General features: G+C 44.7%; 15 protein-coding genes. 8 read left to right on the forward strand and 7 right to left on the reverse strand.

The annotated features are described in order from the left end of the window. Window positions 1-15 precede the first annotated feature (15 nt). Together GCHA_RS02880 and GCHA_RS02885 are read right to left on the reverse strand one after the other, a co-directional pair. Complete coding sequence (locus GCHA_RS02880; protein ID WP_007984845.1) at window positions 16-1,899, reverse strand: GGDEF domain-containing protein; 1,884 nt, start codon at window positions 1,897-1,899, stop codon at window positions 16-18. 321 nt (window positions 1,900-2,220) lie between these two features. Beyond that, complete coding sequence (locus tag GCHA_RS02885; RefSeq protein WP_007984849.1) at window positions 2,221-2,616, reverse strand: DUF3718 domain-containing protein; 396 nt, start codon at window positions 2,614-2,616, stop codon at window positions 2,221-2,223. A gap of 245 nt (window positions 2,617-2,861) precedes the next feature. Here GCHA_RS02885 and GCHA_RS02890 point away from each other — a divergent pair, with 245 nt between their 5' ends. Beyond that, on the forward strand, window positions 2,862-3,836 hold the full coding sequence (locus GCHA_RS02890; protein WP_007984851.1) for a Gfo/Idh/MocA family protein: 975 nt from the start codon (window positions 2,862-2,864) through the stop codon (window positions 3,834-3,836). Between the two features lie 95 nt (window positions 3,837-3,931). On the opposite strand, the gene ylqF is transcribed toward GCHA_RS02890, so the two are convergent. Continuing rightward, the gene (gene ylqF, locus GCHA_RS02895) at window positions 3,932-4,936 is read right to left on the reverse strand and encodes a ribosome biogenesis GTPase YlqF (protein ID WP_013754651.1); all 1,005 of its coding nucleotides are present in this window, start codon (window positions 4,934-4,936) and stop codon (window positions 3,932-3,934) included. A gap of 376 nt (window positions 4,937-5,312) precedes the next feature. Here ylqF and GCHA_RS02900 point away from each other — a divergent pair, with 376 nt between their 5' ends. The 6 genes from GCHA_RS02900 to GCHA_RS02925 all read left to right on the forward strand — a co-directional run bounded on the left by GCHA_RS02900 (window position 5,313) and on the right by GCHA_RS02925 (window position 11,466). Further along, on the forward strand, window positions 5,313-7,568 hold the full coding sequence (locus GCHA_RS02900) for a TonB-dependent receptor (RefSeq protein WP_007984857.1): 2,256 nt from the start codon (window positions 5,313-5,315) through the stop codon (window positions 7,566-7,568). A 95-nt stretch (window positions 7,569-7,663) separates the two neighbouring features. Then, window positions 7,664-8,116, forward strand: coding sequence for a hypothetical protein (locus tag GCHA_RS02905; RefSeq protein WP_007984859.1), 453 nt, complete (start codon window positions 7,664-7,666; stop codon window positions 8,114-8,116). Window positions 8,117-8,182: 66 nt separating this feature from the next. After that, on the forward strand, window positions 8,183-9,253 hold the full coding sequence (locus GCHA_RS02910) for a transporter family protein (protein WP_007984861.1): 1,071 nt from the start codon (window positions 8,183-8,185) through the stop codon (window positions 9,251-9,253). An 81-nt stretch (window positions 9,254-9,334) separates the two neighbouring features. Next, window positions 9,335-9,838 (forward strand): divalent metal cation transporter, encoded by a 504-nt coding sequence (locus tag GCHA_RS02915; RefSeq protein WP_318248915.1) that lies wholly within the window; start codon window positions 9,335-9,337, stop codon window positions 9,836-9,838. 19 nt (window positions 9,839-9,857) lie between these two features. Further along, a complete protein-coding gene (locus GCHA_RS02920) occupies window positions 9,858-10,346 on the forward strand; it encodes a gluconokinase (protein ID WP_007984864.1) in 489 nt (162 codons plus the stop codon). A gap of 46 nt (window positions 10,347-10,392) precedes the next feature. Then, window positions 10,393-11,466 (forward strand): polysaccharide lyase family 7 protein, encoded by a 1,074-nt coding sequence (locus GCHA_RS02925; RefSeq protein WP_007984866.1) that lies wholly within the window; start codon window positions 10,393-10,395, stop codon window positions 11,464-11,466. A gap of 131 nt (window positions 11,467-11,597) precedes the next feature. Here GCHA_RS02925 and GCHA_RS02930 read toward each other — a convergent pair whose 3' ends face one another. The 4 genes from GCHA_RS02930 to GCHA_RS02945 all read right to left on the reverse strand — a co-directional run bounded on the left by GCHA_RS02930 (window position 11,598) and on the right by GCHA_RS02945 (window position 16,870). Then, window positions 11,598-12,674 carry a class I mannose-6-phosphate isomerase gene (locus GCHA_RS02930; protein WP_007984868.1) on the reverse strand — a complete coding sequence of 359 codons (1,077 nt, stop codon included), beginning with the start codon at window positions 12,672-12,674 and terminating at the stop codon, window positions 11,598-11,600. A gap of 110 nt (window positions 12,675-12,784) precedes the next feature. Further along, window positions 12,785-14,026 (reverse strand): Nramp family divalent metal transporter, encoded by a 1,242-nt coding sequence (locus GCHA_RS02935; RefSeq protein WP_007984872.1) that lies wholly within the window; start codon window positions 14,024-14,026, stop codon window positions 12,785-12,787. 156 nt (window positions 14,027-14,182) lie between these two features. After that, window positions 14,183-15,382 (reverse strand): mannonate dehydratase, encoded by a 1,200-nt coding sequence (gene uxuA, locus GCHA_RS02940; RefSeq protein WP_007984874.1) that lies wholly within the window; start codon window positions 15,380-15,382, stop codon window positions 14,183-14,185. A gap of 33 nt (window positions 15,383-15,415) precedes the next feature. Beyond that, on the reverse strand, window positions 15,416-16,870 hold the full coding sequence (locus GCHA_RS02945; protein WP_007984875.1) for a mannitol dehydrogenase family protein: 1,455 nt from the start codon (window positions 16,868-16,870) through the stop codon (window positions 15,416-15,418). 576 nt (window positions 16,871-17,446) lie between these two features. Here GCHA_RS02945 and GCHA_RS02950 point away from each other — a divergent pair. After that, window positions 17,447-20,485, forward strand: a complete 3,039-nt coding sequence (locus GCHA_RS02950; RefSeq protein WP_007984878.1) for a TonB-dependent receptor — start codon at window positions 17,447-17,449, stop codon at window positions 20,483-20,485. Window positions 20,486-20,659: the final 174 nt, after the last annotated feature.

Here is a 20,659-nt window from a genome sequence, read left to right on the forward strand (position 1 = left end):
TGTAGGCAAACCTAATTATGAAGCGGACGTAGAACTCGTCGGATGAATGATGACTTGGTCGCGCCCACCTGTTTTTGCCTGGTACAGCGCGATATCGGCGTTGGCCATAAGCTGCATCCCATCAAGATTCGGTGCATTGAAAGTTAACCCTACCGAAGCGCTGATCGATAAGCCTTCAATCCCCACCACATCACTCATTTGTGACACTTTGCAGCGCAAACTATCGAGGGCATTATACCCGTCTTGCAACGTTGTGTGCGGTAAAAGTACTAAGAATTCTTCCCCTCCAATGCGCCCAAGTAAATCTGTTCTTCGCAAGTTTTCGCTGCACACACTGCTAAACTCAAGCAACACCTGATCTCCCACTGCATGGCCATAGCTGTCGTTTATCTTTTTAAAGAAATCTAAATCGATGATGGCGACACACAAATCATAACCGTAACGGTTAGCCGCAATAACTTGCCTATCAAGCTGCTCGATAATATACCGGCGATTATATAACCCTGTGAGATCATCTGTGGTTGCTAACTTAACTAGCGCTCGGCTTTGTGACTTTACCCGGTAGACCATCACAGCGAGTAAGCAGCAAACCAGCAGCACAACCGCTATAAATGACCACAAGTACATATTTCGTTGCTCTTGCGCATTTAGAGCAAAGCGCTGTAGACGGTTCTGGTGTTCCAATAATTGATTGGCTTGTTCAGAGGCGCGTACCTTGTAAATAGCACGCACTGTATGAATTTGCTCAGCGCTGCGGCTTTCGTGATATTTTTCACTCAAGGTAAGCGCCCGAGAGCTGTGCGCATAGGCTGCTTGATAGTCGCCTTGGGCCGCGGCGAGTTTGCCTTCCAAAGACGTCAATTGTATGGCTTCGGTGGGCATCAGATTTGGGTCTAAGTTAGCTTTAGCAATGCGCGAATACCTCAGCGCCTTTTGGTAATTATGTTGAGCTAACGCCACAACAAACAGACTTTTCGCAATTTGAAAATCTATTGGTTTATTTTCACTATTGGCAAATATCTCTGCCGCTTCATGCAAGCGCTGCTCTGCAAGCGCATAATCTTGCTTTTCAATACTAATTTCAGCGAGCAATTTAAGTGCATAACCAACGCCCTGGGTATCTCCTAGTGATTTGGCAATATCTGCAGATTCGAGGATCTGTGCTTCACCTATCTCAATATTTCCTACCCGAAAATTTGCTGAACCTAAACCGTACAAGACAATACTTAAATTCAATGATTCATCATTTTTACGCGCGTGCGCAACGGCTTCAGCGAAATAAGGAATGGCTAGGGCGTAGTCTCCTCGGTTTTCGTACATCACGCCTATCATGCCGGCAATGTTTGCCTTTGAAGTCTTCCCTGTGTAATAGGTTGTTTGGTTGTAGGCCTCTAAATAACTCTCAGCAGCCGCGTTATATTCATTTAGTGACGAAAACAACGAACCACGTACATATAAGCCAAGCAAATAGGTTTTTTCGTCTTCATTTTCTTGCGCCCAGCCGATTGCAGCATCAACTTTATTCAGCGCTTCGAAAGGTTTTCCTGCCATTTCTAGCGCGCTGGCTTCAATCAACCTAAGGTTGTGATACAACCAAGGTTCACGCTGTTTGTTTATGTAAGCCAACCCTTGACGGGCGCTTTCGATGGCTTTTTGTGGGTAAGTTAATGCGTAATACGTATCGCTTAAGATTGCGTAGTATTCTGCTTTTTGCGCATCGCTGGTATCTGCCGAAGGGGGATTAGCTAATAACTCGGCCAACACTTGCTGGGGCTCTGAATTCAATTGTAGCGTTAGAGCTTCGTACTGTTTCGAAAACTCAAATAAAACAGCCTCTGCGGCAATCGCACTAGGCATAGCTTCAACGAGTAACAGAATACATACCCAGACACATTTCACCAATGCTGTTTCCTTGCTGCCCAATAATTCAGTTTGAATACATCAAAATAGCACGGAATCGCTATTAGTGACTAACTTATGTCAACGTCAAACTTATGCTTATAAACACGCAAAAAGATGACTTAATGGATGGCGGTTCACCGCACATGTGAGAAAACACATGAAAAATTAAGACTAAATTGGCTGTTATATAGTGCGCTTATAAAACAGGCAAAAAAAATAGCCCCAAAAGGGGCCATTTTCTAAGGAGCAAGTAGCGCTACCTGCTTACCATGTTGAAACTTTTGTGCGTTACATTCGTTGAATGTTAGCAGTGTTTATTTATATACGGTCGTTAAGCACATTCATGATAGGTGATGCATTCAAACCGTTTTCAGTTGCCCAAGCAATAACAGTCTTGCCGTCTTGCTCAGGTGTCGATAAATCGCTTTTAGGCATTTTCTTAACCAACAATGTACCGGCTTCAACTGCATCGCTTAACATCGCGGTGCGGATTAGACTGTTACCACCACATGAAATGCCTGAGTAGTAGTCTTGTAATTTCAATCGATAATCAGACTGAACACGCTTCATTTTTTTACGTAGTTCGCCCTTGTCGTCTGCTTTTACTATGGTACAAATATTCTGTAATGCTTCTGCTACGTCAGCTTGTGCTGCGCCCGACATAAATAATGAAGTGGCGGCGATAGCGATAGAAGTTTTAACTATTTTCAACATGGTCAATTCCTCGAGTAATTTGTTTAGGTATTCCGTTTCGTTGAGGCAATTAAACCCCAATCACGTCAGCGGTAAAATCTATAAGGCGATACTAAGGTATGTCGCTTAATACCTTAAATAGGTTAAATTTCGCTTTTTGATTGATTCGATGAGTGTTTTCGCAAAAAAAACAAATGCATATTCGCTCAACAATGCTTAGTGTTTGCGAAGTATACGAAGTAACTAATCTTAAGAATGAGCCAAGTATGACTGTCGAAAAAAAAGTGCGCTGGGGCGTCTTAGGCGCCGGACGTATTGCCCACACGTTCTGTAAAGATATACAACACAGCCAATTTGCCGAGCTGACCGCGGTTGCGTCACGAACCAAATCAGCTGCACAGCAATTTGCTGATATCTATAAAACACCAGAGATACTTGAGGGGTACCAAGCGCTTTATCTACACCCAAACGTAGACGCCATCTACATAGCCACCCCACATAACTTTCATTTTGAGCAAGCAGCTGCTGCGCTAAAGGCCGGCAAGCATGCGTTATGTGAAAAACCGATAACCGTATCTCCAGAACAATGTGAACAATTAATTCAGCTCGCTGGTGAAAACAATCGCTTTCTAATGGAAGGTATGTGGAGCTACTTTTTGCCTACGATCCTCAAAGCAAAAGAATGGGTAAACAGTGGTCGCATAGGCAAAATACATCAGGTTAAAGCCGACTTTGGTTACCCGGTAACATTCGTTGAGGGAGATCGCATGTATAACCCAGCGCTCGCAGGAGGTTGTTTATTGGATATGGGGATCTATACCTTAGCCATCGCCCAATACTTTATAAATCAGCTGCCCGATCTTAGTTTAGTCAGTCATAAACTAGCGAAAACCGGTGTCGAAGATGACCTGACTTTGATCGCTCAGTATCCAGATGCAACCGCCACTTTGGCATGCTCATTTAGGGCGAAATTTCAGAACTCGGCTTATATCATCGGTGAAAATGGGTACATCGACATACCTAACTTTTGGCGAGCAGATCGTTGCAGCCTGTTTCAGCTAGATGAAAAAGTCGAAGAGTTCGTAGAAAAAAGACGGGGTTCTGGCTTTGAGTTTCAAATAGACGCGGCCAGTCAGTGCATACTCGATGGCGAAAAAGAGGCGAGGCTTATGCCCCTATCGACTAGCCTACTCTTGCAACAGCAAATGCATGATATTTTGTGCAAAATTGGCCTGCGTTAACGCTAAAGCCAATGCCAATAAACGAATGCCTACTTAGAAGCATTCGGCGGATTTTAAATTTTCGCCCAGTGGTTAATTACTGGCGAAAGTTGGGATTACTTTTTGCGCGCTTGCTTTTCTTTACTGCGTCGCTGCACCCGTTCTATGCGGTGCTCTTTCTGGGCTTTTTTATCACGGGTAGCAGAGCCCGTTTTAAAGCGCTCTTTGCGAAGTGCCTTTTCTTCGGCTTTTTTCAATTCAGCCTCGGCCATTTCAGCTTCTTCTTTGAGCACCATTTCAGGGGTTTCAAGACTGATACGTCCTAACTTGCCTGAACGGAATTCGTTGACCAGCACCTCACATATTTTATGTAAGTTCACTCGACCACCCGCTCGCAACGCACCACGCTGAGCTGCTGCCATTTCTAAAAACGCTATTTCCGTGTCAGGTATATGGTCTAATTTATAACGCTCTTTGAGTAAATCTGGATACGCCTTTATAAAGTAATCAGCCGCAAAAAAGCCAACGTCGTCGTATTCCATAGCAGTGTCTTTTATGGCCCCTGTGGTCGCCAAACGGTAGCTACTTTGTGGGTTTTCAACTTTTGGCCACAAAATACCAGGCGTATCGAACAAAATAATGCCACTGCCTAAATTGATACGTTGCTGTGCTTTGGTAACAGCAGGTTCATTGCCTGTTTTGGCAATAATGCGCTCAGCTAAAATATTGATAAGGGTGGATTTACCCACATTAGGAATTCCGCAGATCATGGTATTGATTGTTTTGATACTGGCGTCTTTTTCAGGCAACATTTTTCTGCACAAATCGATGATTTGTTTCATTTTTTGCGGTTGCTCTGTGGTGCTAGTGAACGTTTTCACTCCGCGTTCTTGTTCCAAGTGCGCTTGCCACATAGCGGTTACTTCAGGATCGGCCAAATCAGATTTGCTTAACACCTTAATGCAAGGGGTGTCTCCACGAATAGCCGCTATCGCTGGATTTTCACTGGAATAAGGAATACGCGCATCAAGCACCTCGATTAACAAATCTACTTGTGGCAATAACTCTTTTATTTCCTTCTGGGCTTTGTGCATGTGCCCTGGATACCAATGAATCGACATATAACCCTGCTCTTTTGCATTTTCAAAAGCGCCATTGTACGTTAACCGAATGAGCAAAGGTATGCCGCCGAGCGCCCTTCAAAAAATAAAACCAACGTAGGGGCAAAAAACAGTCTAAAACGAAAAGCGCGCTGCGATATCACTATATTGTGCAGAATAAAAAGTGTAATAAAACGTAAACATAAATAGCACATTAGTTTATACTGCCCGCCTAAGAGACCCCTCTCGATACTCTTTTTATTCATGTATTACTTGTGACTGTCATTGTCACAATGCTGAGTAAAAAAGAACCATAATGATAATGATGCAACCATTGACCAGTAGTTAACGATTAGCTATTGCAATATTGCGCGTCAAAACAACTTGGAGAGCACCCTTGGGCCCGACAGCACACACACATACATTTTCACGTAAACTCACCCTACTTGGCGCAGCAGTGTCGTTAGCCTTAGCAGGTACCGTCAGCGCGCAAACAGCTGAAACCGAACAAGCATCAAGTGATGACTTTGAGAACATTACCGTCACTGCGCGTAAGCGTACTGAAAGCTTGTTTGAATCTCCTACTGCTATCACCTCACTAAGCGATAGCTTTATGGACGACGCCAACATCAGCAATCTAGATGATGTGGGCAAATACGTACCTAACCTAAACGTTAGTCGTTACGGCGCTGGTAACTCAGCACACGCATCAATCTTTATTCGCGGAATTGGCTTACAAGACCACATCATCACGACCGATCCTGGCGTGGGCGTTTATGTTGACGGCGTTTATCTTGGTCGCCAAATGGGTGCCAACCTAAGTCTACCTAATATTGCCAGCGTTGAAGTATTACGCGGCCCGCAAGGTACGTTGTACGGCCGTAATACGCTAGGTGGCGCTGTTAATATCATCACTAAAAAGCCAGGCGATGAGTCCATGGCGAGTGTAGCCGCTAAGGTGGGAACCCTAGGCCGTGTGGCCGCAGATCTATACATCAATGGTGACATTAACGATGATGTAAGCATTGCTGCTAGTGGTTCATTCAAAAAGCGTGACGGTGTAGGTGAAGCCGTTAACCTAGCAAACCCTGAAAAAGAAATTGGTGAAGAGCAAGAGTTCAGTGGCCGTTTATCTGCCAACTGGCGTGTCAGCAATAACTTCTCACTTTTATTTGCGGTAGATGGTTACGATAACGAAAGTGGTCAGTCGCCTTACACCATAGAATTCACGGACCCAAGTCCAGATCCGACGGATATATTCAACGGTGATTTCCCACTATTAACGCCTGATTTGATCCCCGCTGATCCTGATGATTTAGGGACTACAGTGCCAGGGCTTGAATCCACAGCTTCTGCTGGTTGGGGTGCGTCAATTACCGCCAACTGGGACATCAATGAAAACTACGCCACCAAACTTATCACCAGCTTCCGCAGCTCTGATTACGAAGGCGGCTTGGATGATGATGCATCACCGCTGAATTTATCAGAATTCCCGGAAACTGGCGAAGCAGACCAATATTCAGTTGAACTACAAGTCAATGGTACCTTTGATAACTACGACTTTGTGTCAGGTGTGTACTTCTTCAACGAAGAAGGTTCCACCGAGTCAGGCCCTTGGGTATTTAGCCCATTCAACACCCCGGGTGCACTAAACAATGATGGTACGCCAACCGGATTCGGCGGTGATTATGGCTTCTTCGATTTACATCAAGAAACCGACGCTTTCGCAATTTATGCCAATGCATCATACGATCTGTCTGAAAAACTCACAGTTGGCGGTGGTCTGCGTTACTCGAAAGACAAAAAAGACGCAGATGCCTTGTTCCCTAGCTTTGCTGAGCGTGCATACCGAAGTGCTGAATTTAGCGAAGTCACCTGGGATGTAAACGCAGCATATCAGTTAGACAATGGTTTGAACGTGTATGCTCAGGTGCAAAAAGGCTATCAAACGGGTGGTTTCCCTCCGCGCCCATTTGGTGGCGCTGCTCAGTTCGTGCAGTTTGACGAGACCACGTCGATTAACTACGAAACTGGCTTGAAGGGTAAAATCGCTGAAAACGTATCATTACTTGCTGCTGTGTTTATTACTAAATACGACGACCTAGCCTTACCGTTTTCTGATCCTACTGCTGGTGGCGGTTTTGTGACCATCACTGAAAATGCAGGTAAATCAGAAGCAAAAGGTATCGAACTTGAAGCCACAGTTGACGTGACAGATAACTTCTCGTTACGCGCTGCAGTGGGCTTCTTGGATGCTGAGATTACCCAAGTTGACGAAAACGTAAACGGTGTTGGCGTGGGTGACTCACCCGCCCTAACACCTGAGTGGACGTTAATGATAGCGCCTTCTTACTACGTGGATTTAGACAGCGGAGCCACATTGGCATTCAAAGCTGATTATTCATTCCGTGATGAGATGCAGGGCCAGTCGGTATACAACCCCAACGAAACGATCGACTCGCGCAGTATTCTTGGCTTTGATGTGAATTACACCTCAGTCAATGGCGATTGGTCGTTAAGCCTGTATGGCGAAAACGTAACGGATGAAATATACGACCAAGGTCGCTTACAGCAAAATGGCTTTGTAGGTATTGTCCGCAGTAACGACAGACGTGAGTTTGGTCTACGTTTCAAGAAAGAATTCGAAATGTAATCACACCAGCTGTTGAAAAAGGGGCCTTATGGCCCTTTTTTATTGCTTATAAAACTGTAGACTTACTGTAAAGGAAGCAAATTTGCGATAGTCATTTGATTAGCAAACTCAAATATTACAAGCGGGCTGGATGGTCCAAACAATTACCCCAAATATTACTGCTGTGCGCGTTATTATTTAATGCCACTGGTGCCTTGCTCGCGGCGAATAACATCGTCAATAAAGCACAAGCCTTTGCTAACGACGACGCAATACTGATATGTACAGGTCATGAGTACAAATGGATTTCTCTAAGCGCTTTTGAGCAAACAGGCGCCCTTGAATTTATTTCGCCCCCAGATGACGCCCCTGTAAATGCTCACGGCATAAAGTGCACTTTTGCGTATTTAGCAGACAGCCACAGTGACAAAACGCTAGTGGCAATCGTTCATTCCATAACGCCACCGCTGCCTAAACTTCCACCTCTATTACCCTATGATTCGTATGTAAAAACCCATCAATATTCCCTTGCGATTGCCCGTGCCCCCCCCTGTGTTGTCCTGATCTGATTTTTTAATACTAAAAATAGCATTTGTCGTTCACGGCAAGTGTTAATGACGAACAGGAGAAAACACATGAACAAAACGATCATTTTAAGTGCTTATTGCGCAGCGCTTGCTGCCCCTTTTACTGCCCCGTTTGCTTTAGCCGACGCGGGAACGGCTCACACTGATTTACGACCTGATGACCACGCCCCTATCGGCGTGATGGGTGACCACATGCATGCTGCTGGGGAGTTTATGTTTTCCTATCGGTATATGCGCATGAATATGTCCGATATGCTGCAAGGAAGTAGCGATATCTCAGCCAACGATATCGCCACCACTATCGCCAACCCTTTTGCTCCGCCTGCAACGGTGCGCGTAGTACCAAAAGAAATGACGACCAACATGCATATGCTGGGCTTTATGTATGCACCTAACGATGACATTACTTTGATGGCAATGCTCAATTACCTAGAACGTGACATGGATTTAACCACGTTTGAAGGCATGATGGGAGACACGGTATTGGGCCAGTTTTCAACAGAAGTCTCTGGTCTAGCAGACAGCAAAATAGGCTTGCTTTATCGTTTGTACGATTCAGCAAATCATCATCTGCATTTTAACTTGTCTTGGGTAATCGACAGTGGTTCAAATAATGAAACCGACGACGTACTCACGCCTATGAACATGCGTATGACGATGCGTCTACCCTACTCTATGCAACTAGGCTCAGGGAGCGATCAAGCGGAATTCGGCTTGACCTACACAGGGAAAAACCAACAATTTAGTTGGGGCGGGCAAGTATTAACAACCACACCGCTTGAACGTAATGATGAAGGTTATACAGTAGGTGACAAATACTCGATAACGAGCTGGTTAGCGTATCAGTTGCCACAATCAACCAGTCTATCACTGCGCCTAATTTATAATCACAGCGAAGATATCAAGGGCCAAGATAGCCAAATAACAGCGCCTGTCACCACGGCCAACCCAGCTAATTACGGTGGACACAATCTACAAGCCGCCATAGGTGTAAACACGGTTTTAATGAACAAACATCGAATTGGCTTAGAGTACCAAACACCAATTAACTACCATGTAAACGCGGTTCAGATGGATATGGATAACATGCTTACTTTGGGATATCAGTTAGCATTTTAATCACCACTGAAGAAAACGCAGTGCAACATAGCTCGCTACGTATGTAGTGAGCTTCATTCTCTTGTTCAATCTAGTTCGCTAGTGCGTATTGACACCGCTATGGCCGTAGCCGCAGGATCTTTGTATCACGAAGGCAAAAAAATTACTGACGTATTAGATATGGTGAATGCACTTGAGCCCATAGCAGGTAAAGGGGCACTCACCGTGTTCTTTTTCGGTACATTAGCCGCGGGCTTATCGTCAGTATTTCCTTGTATGCTAATCGCCCCCTTACTGATAGAAGACTACCGTTCGGGTAAATTAGACACTAAATCAACGCAATTTCGTGTCATTACGGGCATAGCTGCATTATTCGCGTTGACGATCCCAGTCTTTGGTTTTAACCCTATTCAAGGGCAGATATTAAGCCAAGTATTTAACGTATTCGTGCTTCCTTTGGTCATACTCGGCATTATATTAATGATTAATAAAAAGAAGCTGATGCACGAGCATACGGCGGGCTATCTACTGAATATCGTATTAGGTTTAGCGTTTATGTTTTCAATTTTGATTTCATTTAACGGTATTCTAGGCCTTCTTGAGTAATAAGGGTAAAGGGTAAAACATGATTCTAATCGTTGGTGGGGTTTCAGGAACCGGCAAGTCAACCATAGGCAAAATGCTTGCTGAAACACTCGACTTGCCATTTTATGACGCAGATGACTTTCATCCTGAGTCCAATGTACAAAAAATGCAAAATGGTCAGCCCCTGAATGACCAAGACCGTCAACCCTGGCTAGAAACCTTAGCCAGCGAGTTACGCACATGGGAAAAACAAGGCGGTGCTGTACTGGCGTGCTCAGCCCTAAAGGCAGCGTACCGGGAAACCTTAGCCACTCAATGCCACAACAAGATTGAGTGGATTATTCTTCATGGCTCAAAAGCTTTACTTAGTGAGCGTTTGGCCGCGCGTAAAGGGCATTTTTTCGAGCCAAAACTACTCGACTCGCAACTAAATACACTGGAGCTACCTGTTGATGCCCATGTGGTAGACATTCAGTCACCACCGAACGTTATTGTTAAATCCATCATCGCGCGCTTAGAAATCGCTTGAATCCTCTGCTTAACAGTTTAGGGGTTTTTAAAAAGGAGTACCGAAAGTGAAAACCAGAAAAATAGGCTTTATGGCCATCAGCTTCCTAACACTTGCTGGTTGCAATGCAACTCATAGCGGCAATGAAAAAAGCCAGTTAGTCCCTGCTGATAAATTCGATTTAACCCATTGGAAAATCACCATCCCTACGGATAACAACAATGATGGCAAAGTCGATGGTATCAGCGCTAAAGAAATACAAACCTTTGCACACCCTGATTTCTTTTACCTAAATGGCGAAGGCAACATGGTGTTTGCCACTCCAAATAAAGCCTTTACCACGCCTAATTCGAGCAATACCCGCAGCGAGTTACATCACGTGGTCGGCGGCATGAACAGTAAAAAAGACGGCTTTGCTAACAACTTTGCATTACAAGCCAACAAAGACGCTGAGCAATACGGACAAATAGGTGGCAATCTGCAAGCAACCCTTGCTGTCAACCACGTCGCCAAACGCGCAAAATATCCGAATAAGCCCCCTGCGTTCTCGGTAGTGGTTGGGCAAATTCATGCCACCAAAGACAAAACGCGCGTGGCGCAAGGAGATGGCTATGGTTATGGAAACGAGCCGTTAAAAATCTACTATAAAAAATGGCCTGAGCATCAATACGGTTCTGTCTTTTGGAATTACGAGCGTAATTTAGCTAAAGAAGATCCAAACAGGCAAGATGTCAGCTACTCGGTGTGGGGCACGCCTTGGGATGAAACCACCGCGCCTGGCGAGCAAGGTATCGCACTTGATGAACCCTTTAGCTATGAAGTGAACGTGTATCAAAACACCATGTATCTAACCTTCACCAGTGAACGCCTAGGTACTAAACACTTCGAGATAAATTTAGCGAACAACGTCGATGCTAACGGTCAAGTTGATAAACTAGACCACCCAAATGGTTATACCGGTGATGCTAACTTCTTTAAAGCTGGTGCCTACGATCAGTGCAGCATTAAAGATGATCCGGGTATGTGGTACCCAGCATGTTTGGGAACAGGCGACTGGAAAACAGACAAAGAAAACGGAGATTACGCCCAAGTGACCTTTTCACGTTTGGTGACAGGCCCGGCTAAAGCCCCGCAAAAATAACCCTATATTAAAGGCCATCAAATCAAAGTGTAATACGCTCAAATTTGATGGCTTTTAATGTGCTTCATGCCTTAAATACTTTTCGTTCCTTGAATAAATAGCAGTAATACCAATTCCTTTAAAAGGTGACTTTAGGTATTGCCTGGATAACACTCTAATATCGACATGCCTGATGTTGATTCATACTCAAATTCTCTGACCCCAGCAGGGCAAAAGAAGCGCTCCCATTGCTTAAGCTCCGTCACCTCATCACCGATACGTAACGTACCCGAACCTTGTGTGACCACCCCAAAGAAAAACGCTTCCTCTTCGCGACTAAATTTGCCGCTTACGCTGGCTCGCCTGATGGTAAAGCAAGAGGTGTCCTGTGCTCCAATAAGCTCCTCTAGTGTATTACCTTGGGCATCAGTGTTAAGTACCTGGGGATGACAGCGAAACTCAGCATCAACCTGCTCTGGGGGGACGGGGCTAAAATCAAACACATCTAATGCGGTTTCTATTCCTTGGTTCATAAATCGTGCTTGCTCAGGAATAACATACCCACAACGCTCGAACTCAAACCTAACAGCAAGATCAGAGGGCTCCATGATTTCTAGCATCAATATACCCTCGCCCAGTGCATGAGGACGACCACCTGGAATAAGAAACACATCACCGGGCTTAACTGCAATACGATCGAAACAAGCCTCAATGGATGAAATATCTTGGGTTTCAATCCACTCTTTTAATTGCTCGCGACTTGGCGGCCGCTGAAAGCCTGCATAAATATAGGGTTCGCTTACCTCTTCTCGGGTTTCTAAAATTACGTAGGCTTCGGTTTTCCCCCGAGGTAAACCGAGTCGCTGTTGGGCAAACTCCCGCGTGGGGTGCGCCTGAAAATGCAGACGGGTCGCGCTATCAAGGTATTTAACCAAAGGTATGTCGTCCAAAGTGCGTGCTTTGTCGCCCTCTTGGCCTAAGAAATAGCCTTGGTTTTGCTTAAGCAAATCACGAAATGCGACAGGCTGGCCATCTTCTGTGGGCACCATAGCTAAGCCTTCACTGATATGCTCGCGGCCCACATTACGCGCCTCGACCGTGGAGCCAATCCAATCTTCTGGAAAGCTTGAATCTTCAGGGTTGCTCTTTTTTTCAATCGTATCGAGGAGTTTTCCTCCCTGATAGGTTCGCCACACTCGGTTAGCGGTAAACTTAATAATGTGTTTCATTGTTGTATATTTCCATTGCTGTTATCGCAGCGTTAAAAGACGGTTCTACAGATAAAAACGGTAAACCTATCGCCTATCACATTGACAATTTTTCGCATTGGCGCCCCTTATTACGCCGCCTGTAACGTAGACAGAATACCAGTGAGACTCATGTAACTCATGATCAACGCGAAGGCGAAAATCAGTATCAAAAGTACATTGGTCACCCTAGTAAATTGATGCTCCCCCATCAGGCTCTTTTTATTTCCAATATAGAAAATACACCCTACGGTGGCAGGTAAAACCAGTGCACCGAACGCTTGGGAGCTGACCATGACAGCGATAGGCTTGGCATTAAAAATCGGTACAATTAACCCTAAGCAAGAAATCACTAGCGCCATGATCCGATAACTTGGCCGTTTCAGATCAGTTTGACGCTGGTGAAAGTCATCCAACAGCCAAGGCAATAAAGCCACGTTGGGGAATTGAGATGACACACCCGCTGCAATCAACCCTATAGTGAAAATGGCTACCGCGGCTGCGCCCGCTAAAGGCTCTAAAAGATTTATCATCTGCGTGACATGGACCAAAGTGATCCCCTGCACATAAAGCGAGCCTGCAGCTGCAGCCATGATGGATGTGCTCACAATAAACATCAGAAACGCCGAGAATAAGGCGTCCCTGTTTTGTGTTTTTAAGTCGGCCATTGTCCAGCCAGCTTCTTTTACCAATATGGTCCGTAGAATAAATAACCCAGAGAAAACCGTTGTGCCCACCATAGACGCAATGACCAAAAATGAGTTTTTGCCTGGGCCTGTTTCTGGCACATTAGGCACCATACCCTTGAGAATCTCTATGGCGGGAGGCATTAAAATGGCGAAATTAATTAAAAAACACAGCGCCATGATGGCCACAAAAGCCGCCAGAACTTTTTCAAATACTTCGGTTTTTCCGATCAGAAAAATAACGTACACAAATATGATAAAAAACAGCGCAAAATACAGCTGAGAAATGCCGCCCTCTATAAACGTTTTCGACCATTCGTAACATACATCAGCCAATATCCCCATCACGCCAATGACACTGCCGCAAATTTGCGTTGTTAGAGCAACAATGAAGAAGATACTCACGCCAGGGTGTATGTGTTGTCGGAAAGACTGCAGAGCGGTAAGGCCGGTGACTAAGGTAAACTTACCAAACAATTGAATGAGAAAATAAGTGATCGCGCAGGAGATAAAAATGGTCCACAGCAATGACATGCCATAGTCGGCCCCGGCTTTTGCCATGGCGGTTACGCTACCTGTGCCAACGGTAAACCCAAACAGAAAGATACCGGGTAGTAATGATGCAAAAAACGTCTTTAGATTATTCATAAGTACCACATATTATTTTTATTAGAACAATGACTGTGAATGACGAATTGAATCTTTACCCTAACCGATACCATTCGTACGCATACATAGGTCTAAAACACAGGGGAGAGGCGCGAGTACAACGCCCCCGAAACACCTGTGAGTTAATGAATGTCGTTATTTAAGTGCCGATAAAGCGCGAATAACACCGCGCACTTCTGCTAAGCCCTTCATACGACCAATTCCCGAATAGCCCGGATTAACCGCTTTGCCGATATCGCCCATCATCTGATGGCCATGATCAGGGCGAATAAAAATTCCCTGCTCGTTGGGGCTTGACGCGCTGCGGCGTGTTTCTTCATCGAGTAAAGCTTTAACCACTTGGATCATGTCAATATCGCTATCGAGATGACTGGCCTCAAAAAACGAACGTTGCTCGCTCGGATCTCGGCTAACACCACGCAAATGCGAAAAATGAATACGCGGCCCAAATTGCTTAGCCATAGCAGGCAAGTCATTGTCGGGTCGGCTACTATAAGTCCCCACACACAAAGTAATGCCGTTCGACGGGCTTGGCAGCGCATCGAATAGAATGTTTAAATCATCGGCAGTACAGATAATTCTTGGCAGCCCCAACATGTCACGCGGGGGATCATCCGGGTGGATCGCGAGCTTTACGCCCAGCGCCTCTGCTTGGGGTAAAACGCTAGATAAAAACGCGAACAGATTCTTGCGTAATACATCACTGCTCACATCTTTATAGTTCGCTAACATATTGCGAAAATCATCTAACCCGTAACTATCGGTCATTTTGCCCGGTAAACCGGCAATAATATTGTTCGTCAGTTTGGTTTTTTCTTCTTCTGACATATCCGCAAAAATAGCTTTCGCTTCGTCTATTTCATCAGCCGTATATTCAGCTTCAGCGTTTTCACGTTGTAAAATAAACAAGTCGAAAGCGGCAAACTTCTTCTGATCAAACCGCAGCGCATAGGCACCACTAGGCAACTTGAAGTTTAAGTCTGTACGCGTCCAATCAATGACTGGCATGAAGTTATAACAGATGGTTTTGATCCCGCACTTGGCGAGGTTTTCCATTGAAGTTATCCAATTCTGCACATATTTTTCATGTCCTGGACGCGCTAATTTGATGTCCTCGTGCACAGGAATACTTTCAACCACACTCCAGGTTAACGGTGCTAACCCCGGCTCGCATTCTTCAATCAACGCCTTATGCTGGCGAATAGCGTCAATTTCCCAAACCTCACCAGTAGCAATGGTATGCAGTGCACTGACCACATCAGTGGCACCCGTTTGTCTTATTTCATCTATGGTTACAGGATCATTAGGCCCAAACCATCTCCAGGATTCACGCATGGTATTTCTCAGTCTTGTGATTAAAATAGATCATTAAAAATTGTGCTCAATTGCTAGCTCAACACCCATGTCACTAATGACACAGTGATATCGATGTACTGACGCCATAAATTCTTGATGCGCAAAAAAGCGGAATTTGTTTGCGCCAGCCAAGGTCAAAAACACCTTCAGATCAGACGATTGACCCGATGAGGCACAGCGAGCAAAATCCGCCTTTAATGGGTCGTTAAGATCGTCATTCACTAACGCCTTGTGGATAAAATGCCCCCATGCCGCCAGTGCGAAGGCCAAATAACGAGCATCTCTGCCTTGTTCAAGCGCATCGTCAATACTTGGGAACCAACGTTGCTGAATTTTTTGTGAGCTATCCGTACCCACCTGCAGCGCGGCATAGGGCAAGTTAGCATTTCGAAACCGCGTAAGGACTTGAGCGATATAGGTTTCGGCGTTTATTACCTCGGGGACTAAAGTGACCGGCATCACATCTTTTTTGAGTGCCTGTTCAGTAAAACGCGCCAATGAAGAACGTTGCAGCGATTCATGAATGAAGCGATCCCCCGCTAAATAACCAAGGGCTGCGAGCATAGAATGCCCAGCATTTAGAAAACGTAATTTCACGCGCTCAAAAGGTGCAATGTCTTCAACAAATAGCGCTCCGGCCTTATCAAATGCTGGGCGTGTACCTGCAAATTTATCTTCAATAATCCACTGACTAAATGGCTCGGTAGCCACCGGAGCAACATCTGCAACGCCTAAAGCTTGAGCGACTTTATCTTTCAACGTGTTATCAGTTGCCGGGGTCACTCTGTCAACCATAGATGCGCTAAATGCCACATTCGCGTCAAACCATGGCAACGTTTCAGGGCTGTGCTTGGCCAAAAGCAATCGCACCCCTTCTTTTAAACACTCTCCCCCGCCGTTCATGTTGTCACAGCACAAGACTGTGATGGGTAAGCCACCAAGTAAGCTTCTTTTTATTAGCCCTGCAGCAAGATAGCCATAGGTGGTTTTCGGCAGCATGATTGACTCAAGATCGTGAGCGATATCAGCACATTCAATGTCAATTACCCCATTTTTAAGGTAGTAACCTTTCTCAGTGATCGTCGTTGTAACGAGTTGCGTTTGCTGTTTTGCTAAAATCTCAATCACAGCTTCAGGATCTTCTGGGCCGACCAATAGGGTTAGCATCGAACCGATAATGCGATAATCCGTTTCTTGTTCACCTAAGACGGCTAATGTGTATAAATGATCCTGTGGGGCAAGTTTATCGCGCATAGTTGACGAGCGAAGCGAAACTCCGGTTATTCCCCACTGAGTATCCCCCTGATTCAATAACGTATCGCAATAGACCGCCTGATGGGCACGATGAAAATTGCCCGTGCCGAAATGCACTATACCCGGCGTCAAATCACAAGCGTCATACCCTGGCGTGCGAACCACCGAGTTAATCTTACTTAGCGAGGTGACTTTTAAGCGTTCTAATTTCATTCAGTTTCACCTTTAAGCTTGCGCGGTGCTTCCGCTATACAGATTAGATTTTTAATATTGTTAACTGACCAACTTAGCGATAAAGCGAAATAGGAAATTAATTCTTTTATAGACTAAAATTCTACCAATGTATTACCAATACCATATTCCCCTCTAGGCATGTTAATAAAATAATCATGACCATTTCAACTTTGTTAAACAACTAATAGCTTATAACCAAAAACTAACATGCTCTATTTGACACTAGAATAGAGTCATTATGAATAGATAGACCATTAAATGAAAATACCATAACACATTGTTATAAATAGGGTTTATAAGAACAAACCCCACACCTCCCCTCTCTGGTAATATACAGGCAATAATATTGGCATTACCAAAACAAGCACACCCGAAGCTTTTAAATCAGATTAAAGGTTGACCAATTTGTTTTTTTGGAATACTTTTGTAACAACCTTGTTAGCGTTTTGCAGACCTTATGTAATTTCAATGTTGCAAGGTGCAATAACTAAAAATTAACAATGTGGTGTGAAAGGGGTCCACTCAGCCCTTTATTCGCTGCACTAGGAGACACAAATGGGACACAAACTATCTAAAATTACCTTAGCGGTGTTATCAGCTACTTCGTTAAGTTTTGCTTCATCCGCTCTTGCTCAAGAAGCTCAGCCAGTTGAAGAGGGAGACGTCGAAGTCATCGCTGTATCAGGAATACGTAGTTCACTTACGAGTGCTCTTCTAGAAAAGCGTGAAACAAATAACCTGATCGAAGTCATTGAAGCTGTAGACATCGGCAAGTTACCAGACCAAAACTTGGCTGAGGTGCTGGAAAACGTAACAGGTATTCAAATTACCAGAACAGCAGGTATCGGGACTGGCGTACAAATTCGAGGCAGCAATGCTAACCGAGTCGAAATTAACGGTGCCTCAACAGTAGGTTCAGGTGCTGGACGTAGCGGAATGAATTTTGAAGATTTGTCTGCAGCTATTATTGCGGGAGTTGAAATAACCAAAGCACCAGAAGCAAAAACCACCGAAGGTTCGATAGGCGGCACGATTAATCTACGGACTATACGCCCCCTTGAACTAACAGAGACTTTGGGTTCTATTCGCTTGCAAGGCGAAGACAGCAGCTTAACAACTGACGGTGTGCAGCCAAGGGTTTCAGGTGCATACGGCGATAACTGGGAACTTGACTCCGGTAGATTCGGTTTTGTTATCAGCGGTAGCTATACCAAACAAGAAGCCACCTCGTTTCGCCCACGCTTAGATCGTGATGGCAGCTTAGTTGAGAATGTTAACGCAGATGTTATTCGAAGTGGGGAACTAGAAGACCAGGCAACAGACAGACCTGTAGCCCAATCGTTCGATTTTCTTGGTATTCAATTCTTGAACCAAGAATTAGAAAACTTCGAATATGAAACGACCAACATCGCGACAACGTTTGAATTTGCGCCAAACGACAACATGAAATTTTTCTTCGATGCGGTTATTACTGACCAAGAGCGCCGTCAAGATAGCACTCGAGTACAAGCATCTGGTGTTAGCAGTGTACTAAACCACAGCTTACCAACTGAATTTGAAACCGTTAATTTTGGCTCTCTTGATGGCGTGAATTTAGGCAGCATACAAGCCGCAGTAAGAGGCACGATTCAGCCTAATTTGGGTGTTGATGACGATGATCCAAACCTGCGCTTTAACAGTGATACTGGTGCGCGGATCACAGATACTGAAATATTTAGATTAGGCGGTGAGTGGCAAGGTGAAAACTTGTTCGCTAGTTTTGAATTTTCAAGCGCAAGCTCTGATACCGAAACCCCTTCACTTAATACCCAATTGAACTTCATTAACCCCAATCCGCTTACACCGCTGGACAATCTCGATGAAAACGGTAATCCAACCGATGACACCAGCAATGACAACAGTGTGCCATTTATTTATGACCTAACCGGTGATTCATTGGCGTTTGGTATAGATTTCGCCTCACCATTCGCCCCCACAGTTGCCGATTTGTTAGACCCTAACAATGTCGTGCTTGATCAGGTCGATATAACACGTAGCACAACTGAAAACTCAGAAGATGCCTTTCGCACTGATTTTACTTACTACATAGATGATTCCATTGTTACCTCTGTCGATTTTGGTTATCGCTACAATAAAACTGAGCACAGCGCGGTCAGCATTTCAGACCGTATTGGTGGATTCAGTAAGTTGGTCGATAGCCCTAATGGTTCATTGTTCTCAGAGTTATTAGTTGAAGGCCCGGATCATTTTGGTGATGCCGATGGCAGAGAATTAGCTTTTCGTAATTTCTTGATAGTCGACCCGGACCGTGCTTTCAGTGATCGAGATGGAACCTTAGAGATACTTGAGTCGGCTATTATTGCCCACGGCGGTAATCAAGATTTAGCAAACTTAGTACCTGACTCTACAGAGATTTTTAACATAGAAGAGAAAACCCACGCTTTGTATGCACAAGCTAACTTCGAGTACGAAATGCTCCGCGGTAATATCGGCGTTCGCCATATAGAAACAGATATAGAGTCTATAGGTAATACCGAAATAAACGGTGTTGTATCTGCCGTAACAAACAAAGGCGATTATAGTTATACACTTCCTCGTTTGAACCTTGTCGCAGATGTAGCCGAAGATGTCGTGTTGCGTCTGGGTTGGGGCAAAGATATTTTGCGCCCTAACTTCGGTGACTTGAACACATCTGTATCCTTTGGCACTAATGAAAACCAATCTGTTGAAATTGGTAATGCTGGGCTTGAACCCGAAGAAGTAACCTCTTTTGACTTGTCAGCTGAATGGTATTTTGCTGAAGCTGCTGTTGTCAGTATCGGTTATTTCAAGAAAGATCGTACCAACCTATTTGTCACTAACTTAGAAAGTGCAACCCTTGATGCTAACGGGCTACGTGATAGTAACCCTGCTTGTTCAGGTGGCGGTATCTATAATCCAGCTGTTCAGCCAAACGTATTAGGTGATCCGAACACAACAGGCCTATGTGTTGACGTTGAAACATTCTTTAATGACTCAGCTACCACCACTCAGTCAGGTGTAGAAATGGCATTTCAGTATGACCTTTCAAGCTTTGAGGATGATCTAGGTTGGGCGTCAGGTTTCGGTATTTTAGCTAACTACACTGTGCAAGAATTTGACGGCGGTTCAGCTTTCTACACTTCAGCCACCCGCGGCACCGATGTATTCAATGCAATAAACGGTATTTACGATGACAGTCAATTTGTACAAGTAACGTCCGAGCGAGGCTTACTCGACTTTTCCGAGAATGCCTACAACTTTACTTTATATTATGAAAAGTATGGTTTATCAGCTCGCGTGCGCTACACATGGCGTGAAGCGTTCCGCACTGAAGATACCGCAGCGGGCGCAAGCTTAAACTCAACGTTAGGCTTCCCAGTTGTAACACATGATAGAGGGCAGCTTAATGCCAGCATCAGTTATGATGTGAACGACCAATTAAACTTGGGGGTTGAAGCCGTTAACCTAACCGAGTCTGACATTACTCAGTCTTGTGTGAACGAAGATGCTTTACTGTGTGCTCAGGGTATAACAGACCGTCGTATTACCTTTGGCGCCAGTTATCGCTTCTAAATTGTTAGAACGAGAGTTCAAGCAAGAACAATGAAAAGCAAATAAAAAGCTAACCCCAGCGCACTGCTGGGGTTAGCCGTTATTTACTACTCAACTATTTGAAGAGTTTTTTTAGATCTTGTAGTTAGACAATAAAACATGCTGTTGTGAAGAAAGTACATAAATACCTACCGA

The sequence above is a fragment of the Paraglaciecola chathamensis S18K6 genome (assembly GCA_000314955.1).
Classification (GTDB): domain Bacteria; phylum Pseudomonadota; class Gammaproteobacteria; order Enterobacterales; family Alteromonadaceae; genus Paraglaciecola; species Paraglaciecola chathamensis.

Bases quoted from the DNA above. Each gene is read 5' to 3' on its own strand.
- GCHA_RS02945 (WP_007984875.1), bottom strand. From the start codon at position 16,870: ATGAAATTAGAACGCTTAAAAGTCACCTCGCTAAGTAAGATTAACTCG.
- GCHA_RS02885 (WP_007984849.1), bottom strand. From the start codon at position 2,616: ATGTTGAAAATAGTTAAAACTTCTATCGCTATCGCCGCCACTTCATTA.
- GCHA_RS02920 (WP_007984864.1), top strand. From the start codon at position 9,858: ATGATTCTAATCGTTGGTGGGGTTTCAGGAACCGGCAAGTCAACCATA.
- GCHA_RS02950 (WP_007984878.1), top strand. From the start codon at position 17,447: ATGGGACACAAACTATCTAAAATTACCTTAGCGGTGTTATCAGCTACT.
- GCHA_RS02890 (WP_007984851.1), top strand. From the start codon at position 2,862: ATGACTGTCGAAAAAAAAGTGCGCTGGGGCGTCTTAGGCGCCGGACGT.
- GCHA_RS02930 (WP_007984868.1), bottom strand. From the start codon at position 12,674: ATGAAACACATTATTAAGTTTACCGCTAACCGAGTGTGGCGAACCTAT.
- uxuA (WP_007984874.1), bottom strand. From the start codon at position 15,382: ATGCGTGAATCCTGGAGATGGTTTGGGCCTAATGATCCTGTAACCATA.
- ylqF (WP_013754651.1), bottom strand. From the start codon at position 4,936: ATGTCGATTCATTGGTATCCAGGGCACATGCACAAAGCCCAGAAGGAA.
- GCHA_RS02910 (WP_007984861.1), top strand. From the start codon at position 8,183: ATGAACAAAACGATCATTTTAAGTGCTTATTGCGCAGCGCTTGCTGCC.
- GCHA_RS02935 (WP_007984872.1), bottom strand. From the start codon at position 14,026: ATGAATAATCTAAAGACGTTTTTTGCATCATTACTACCCGGTATCTTT.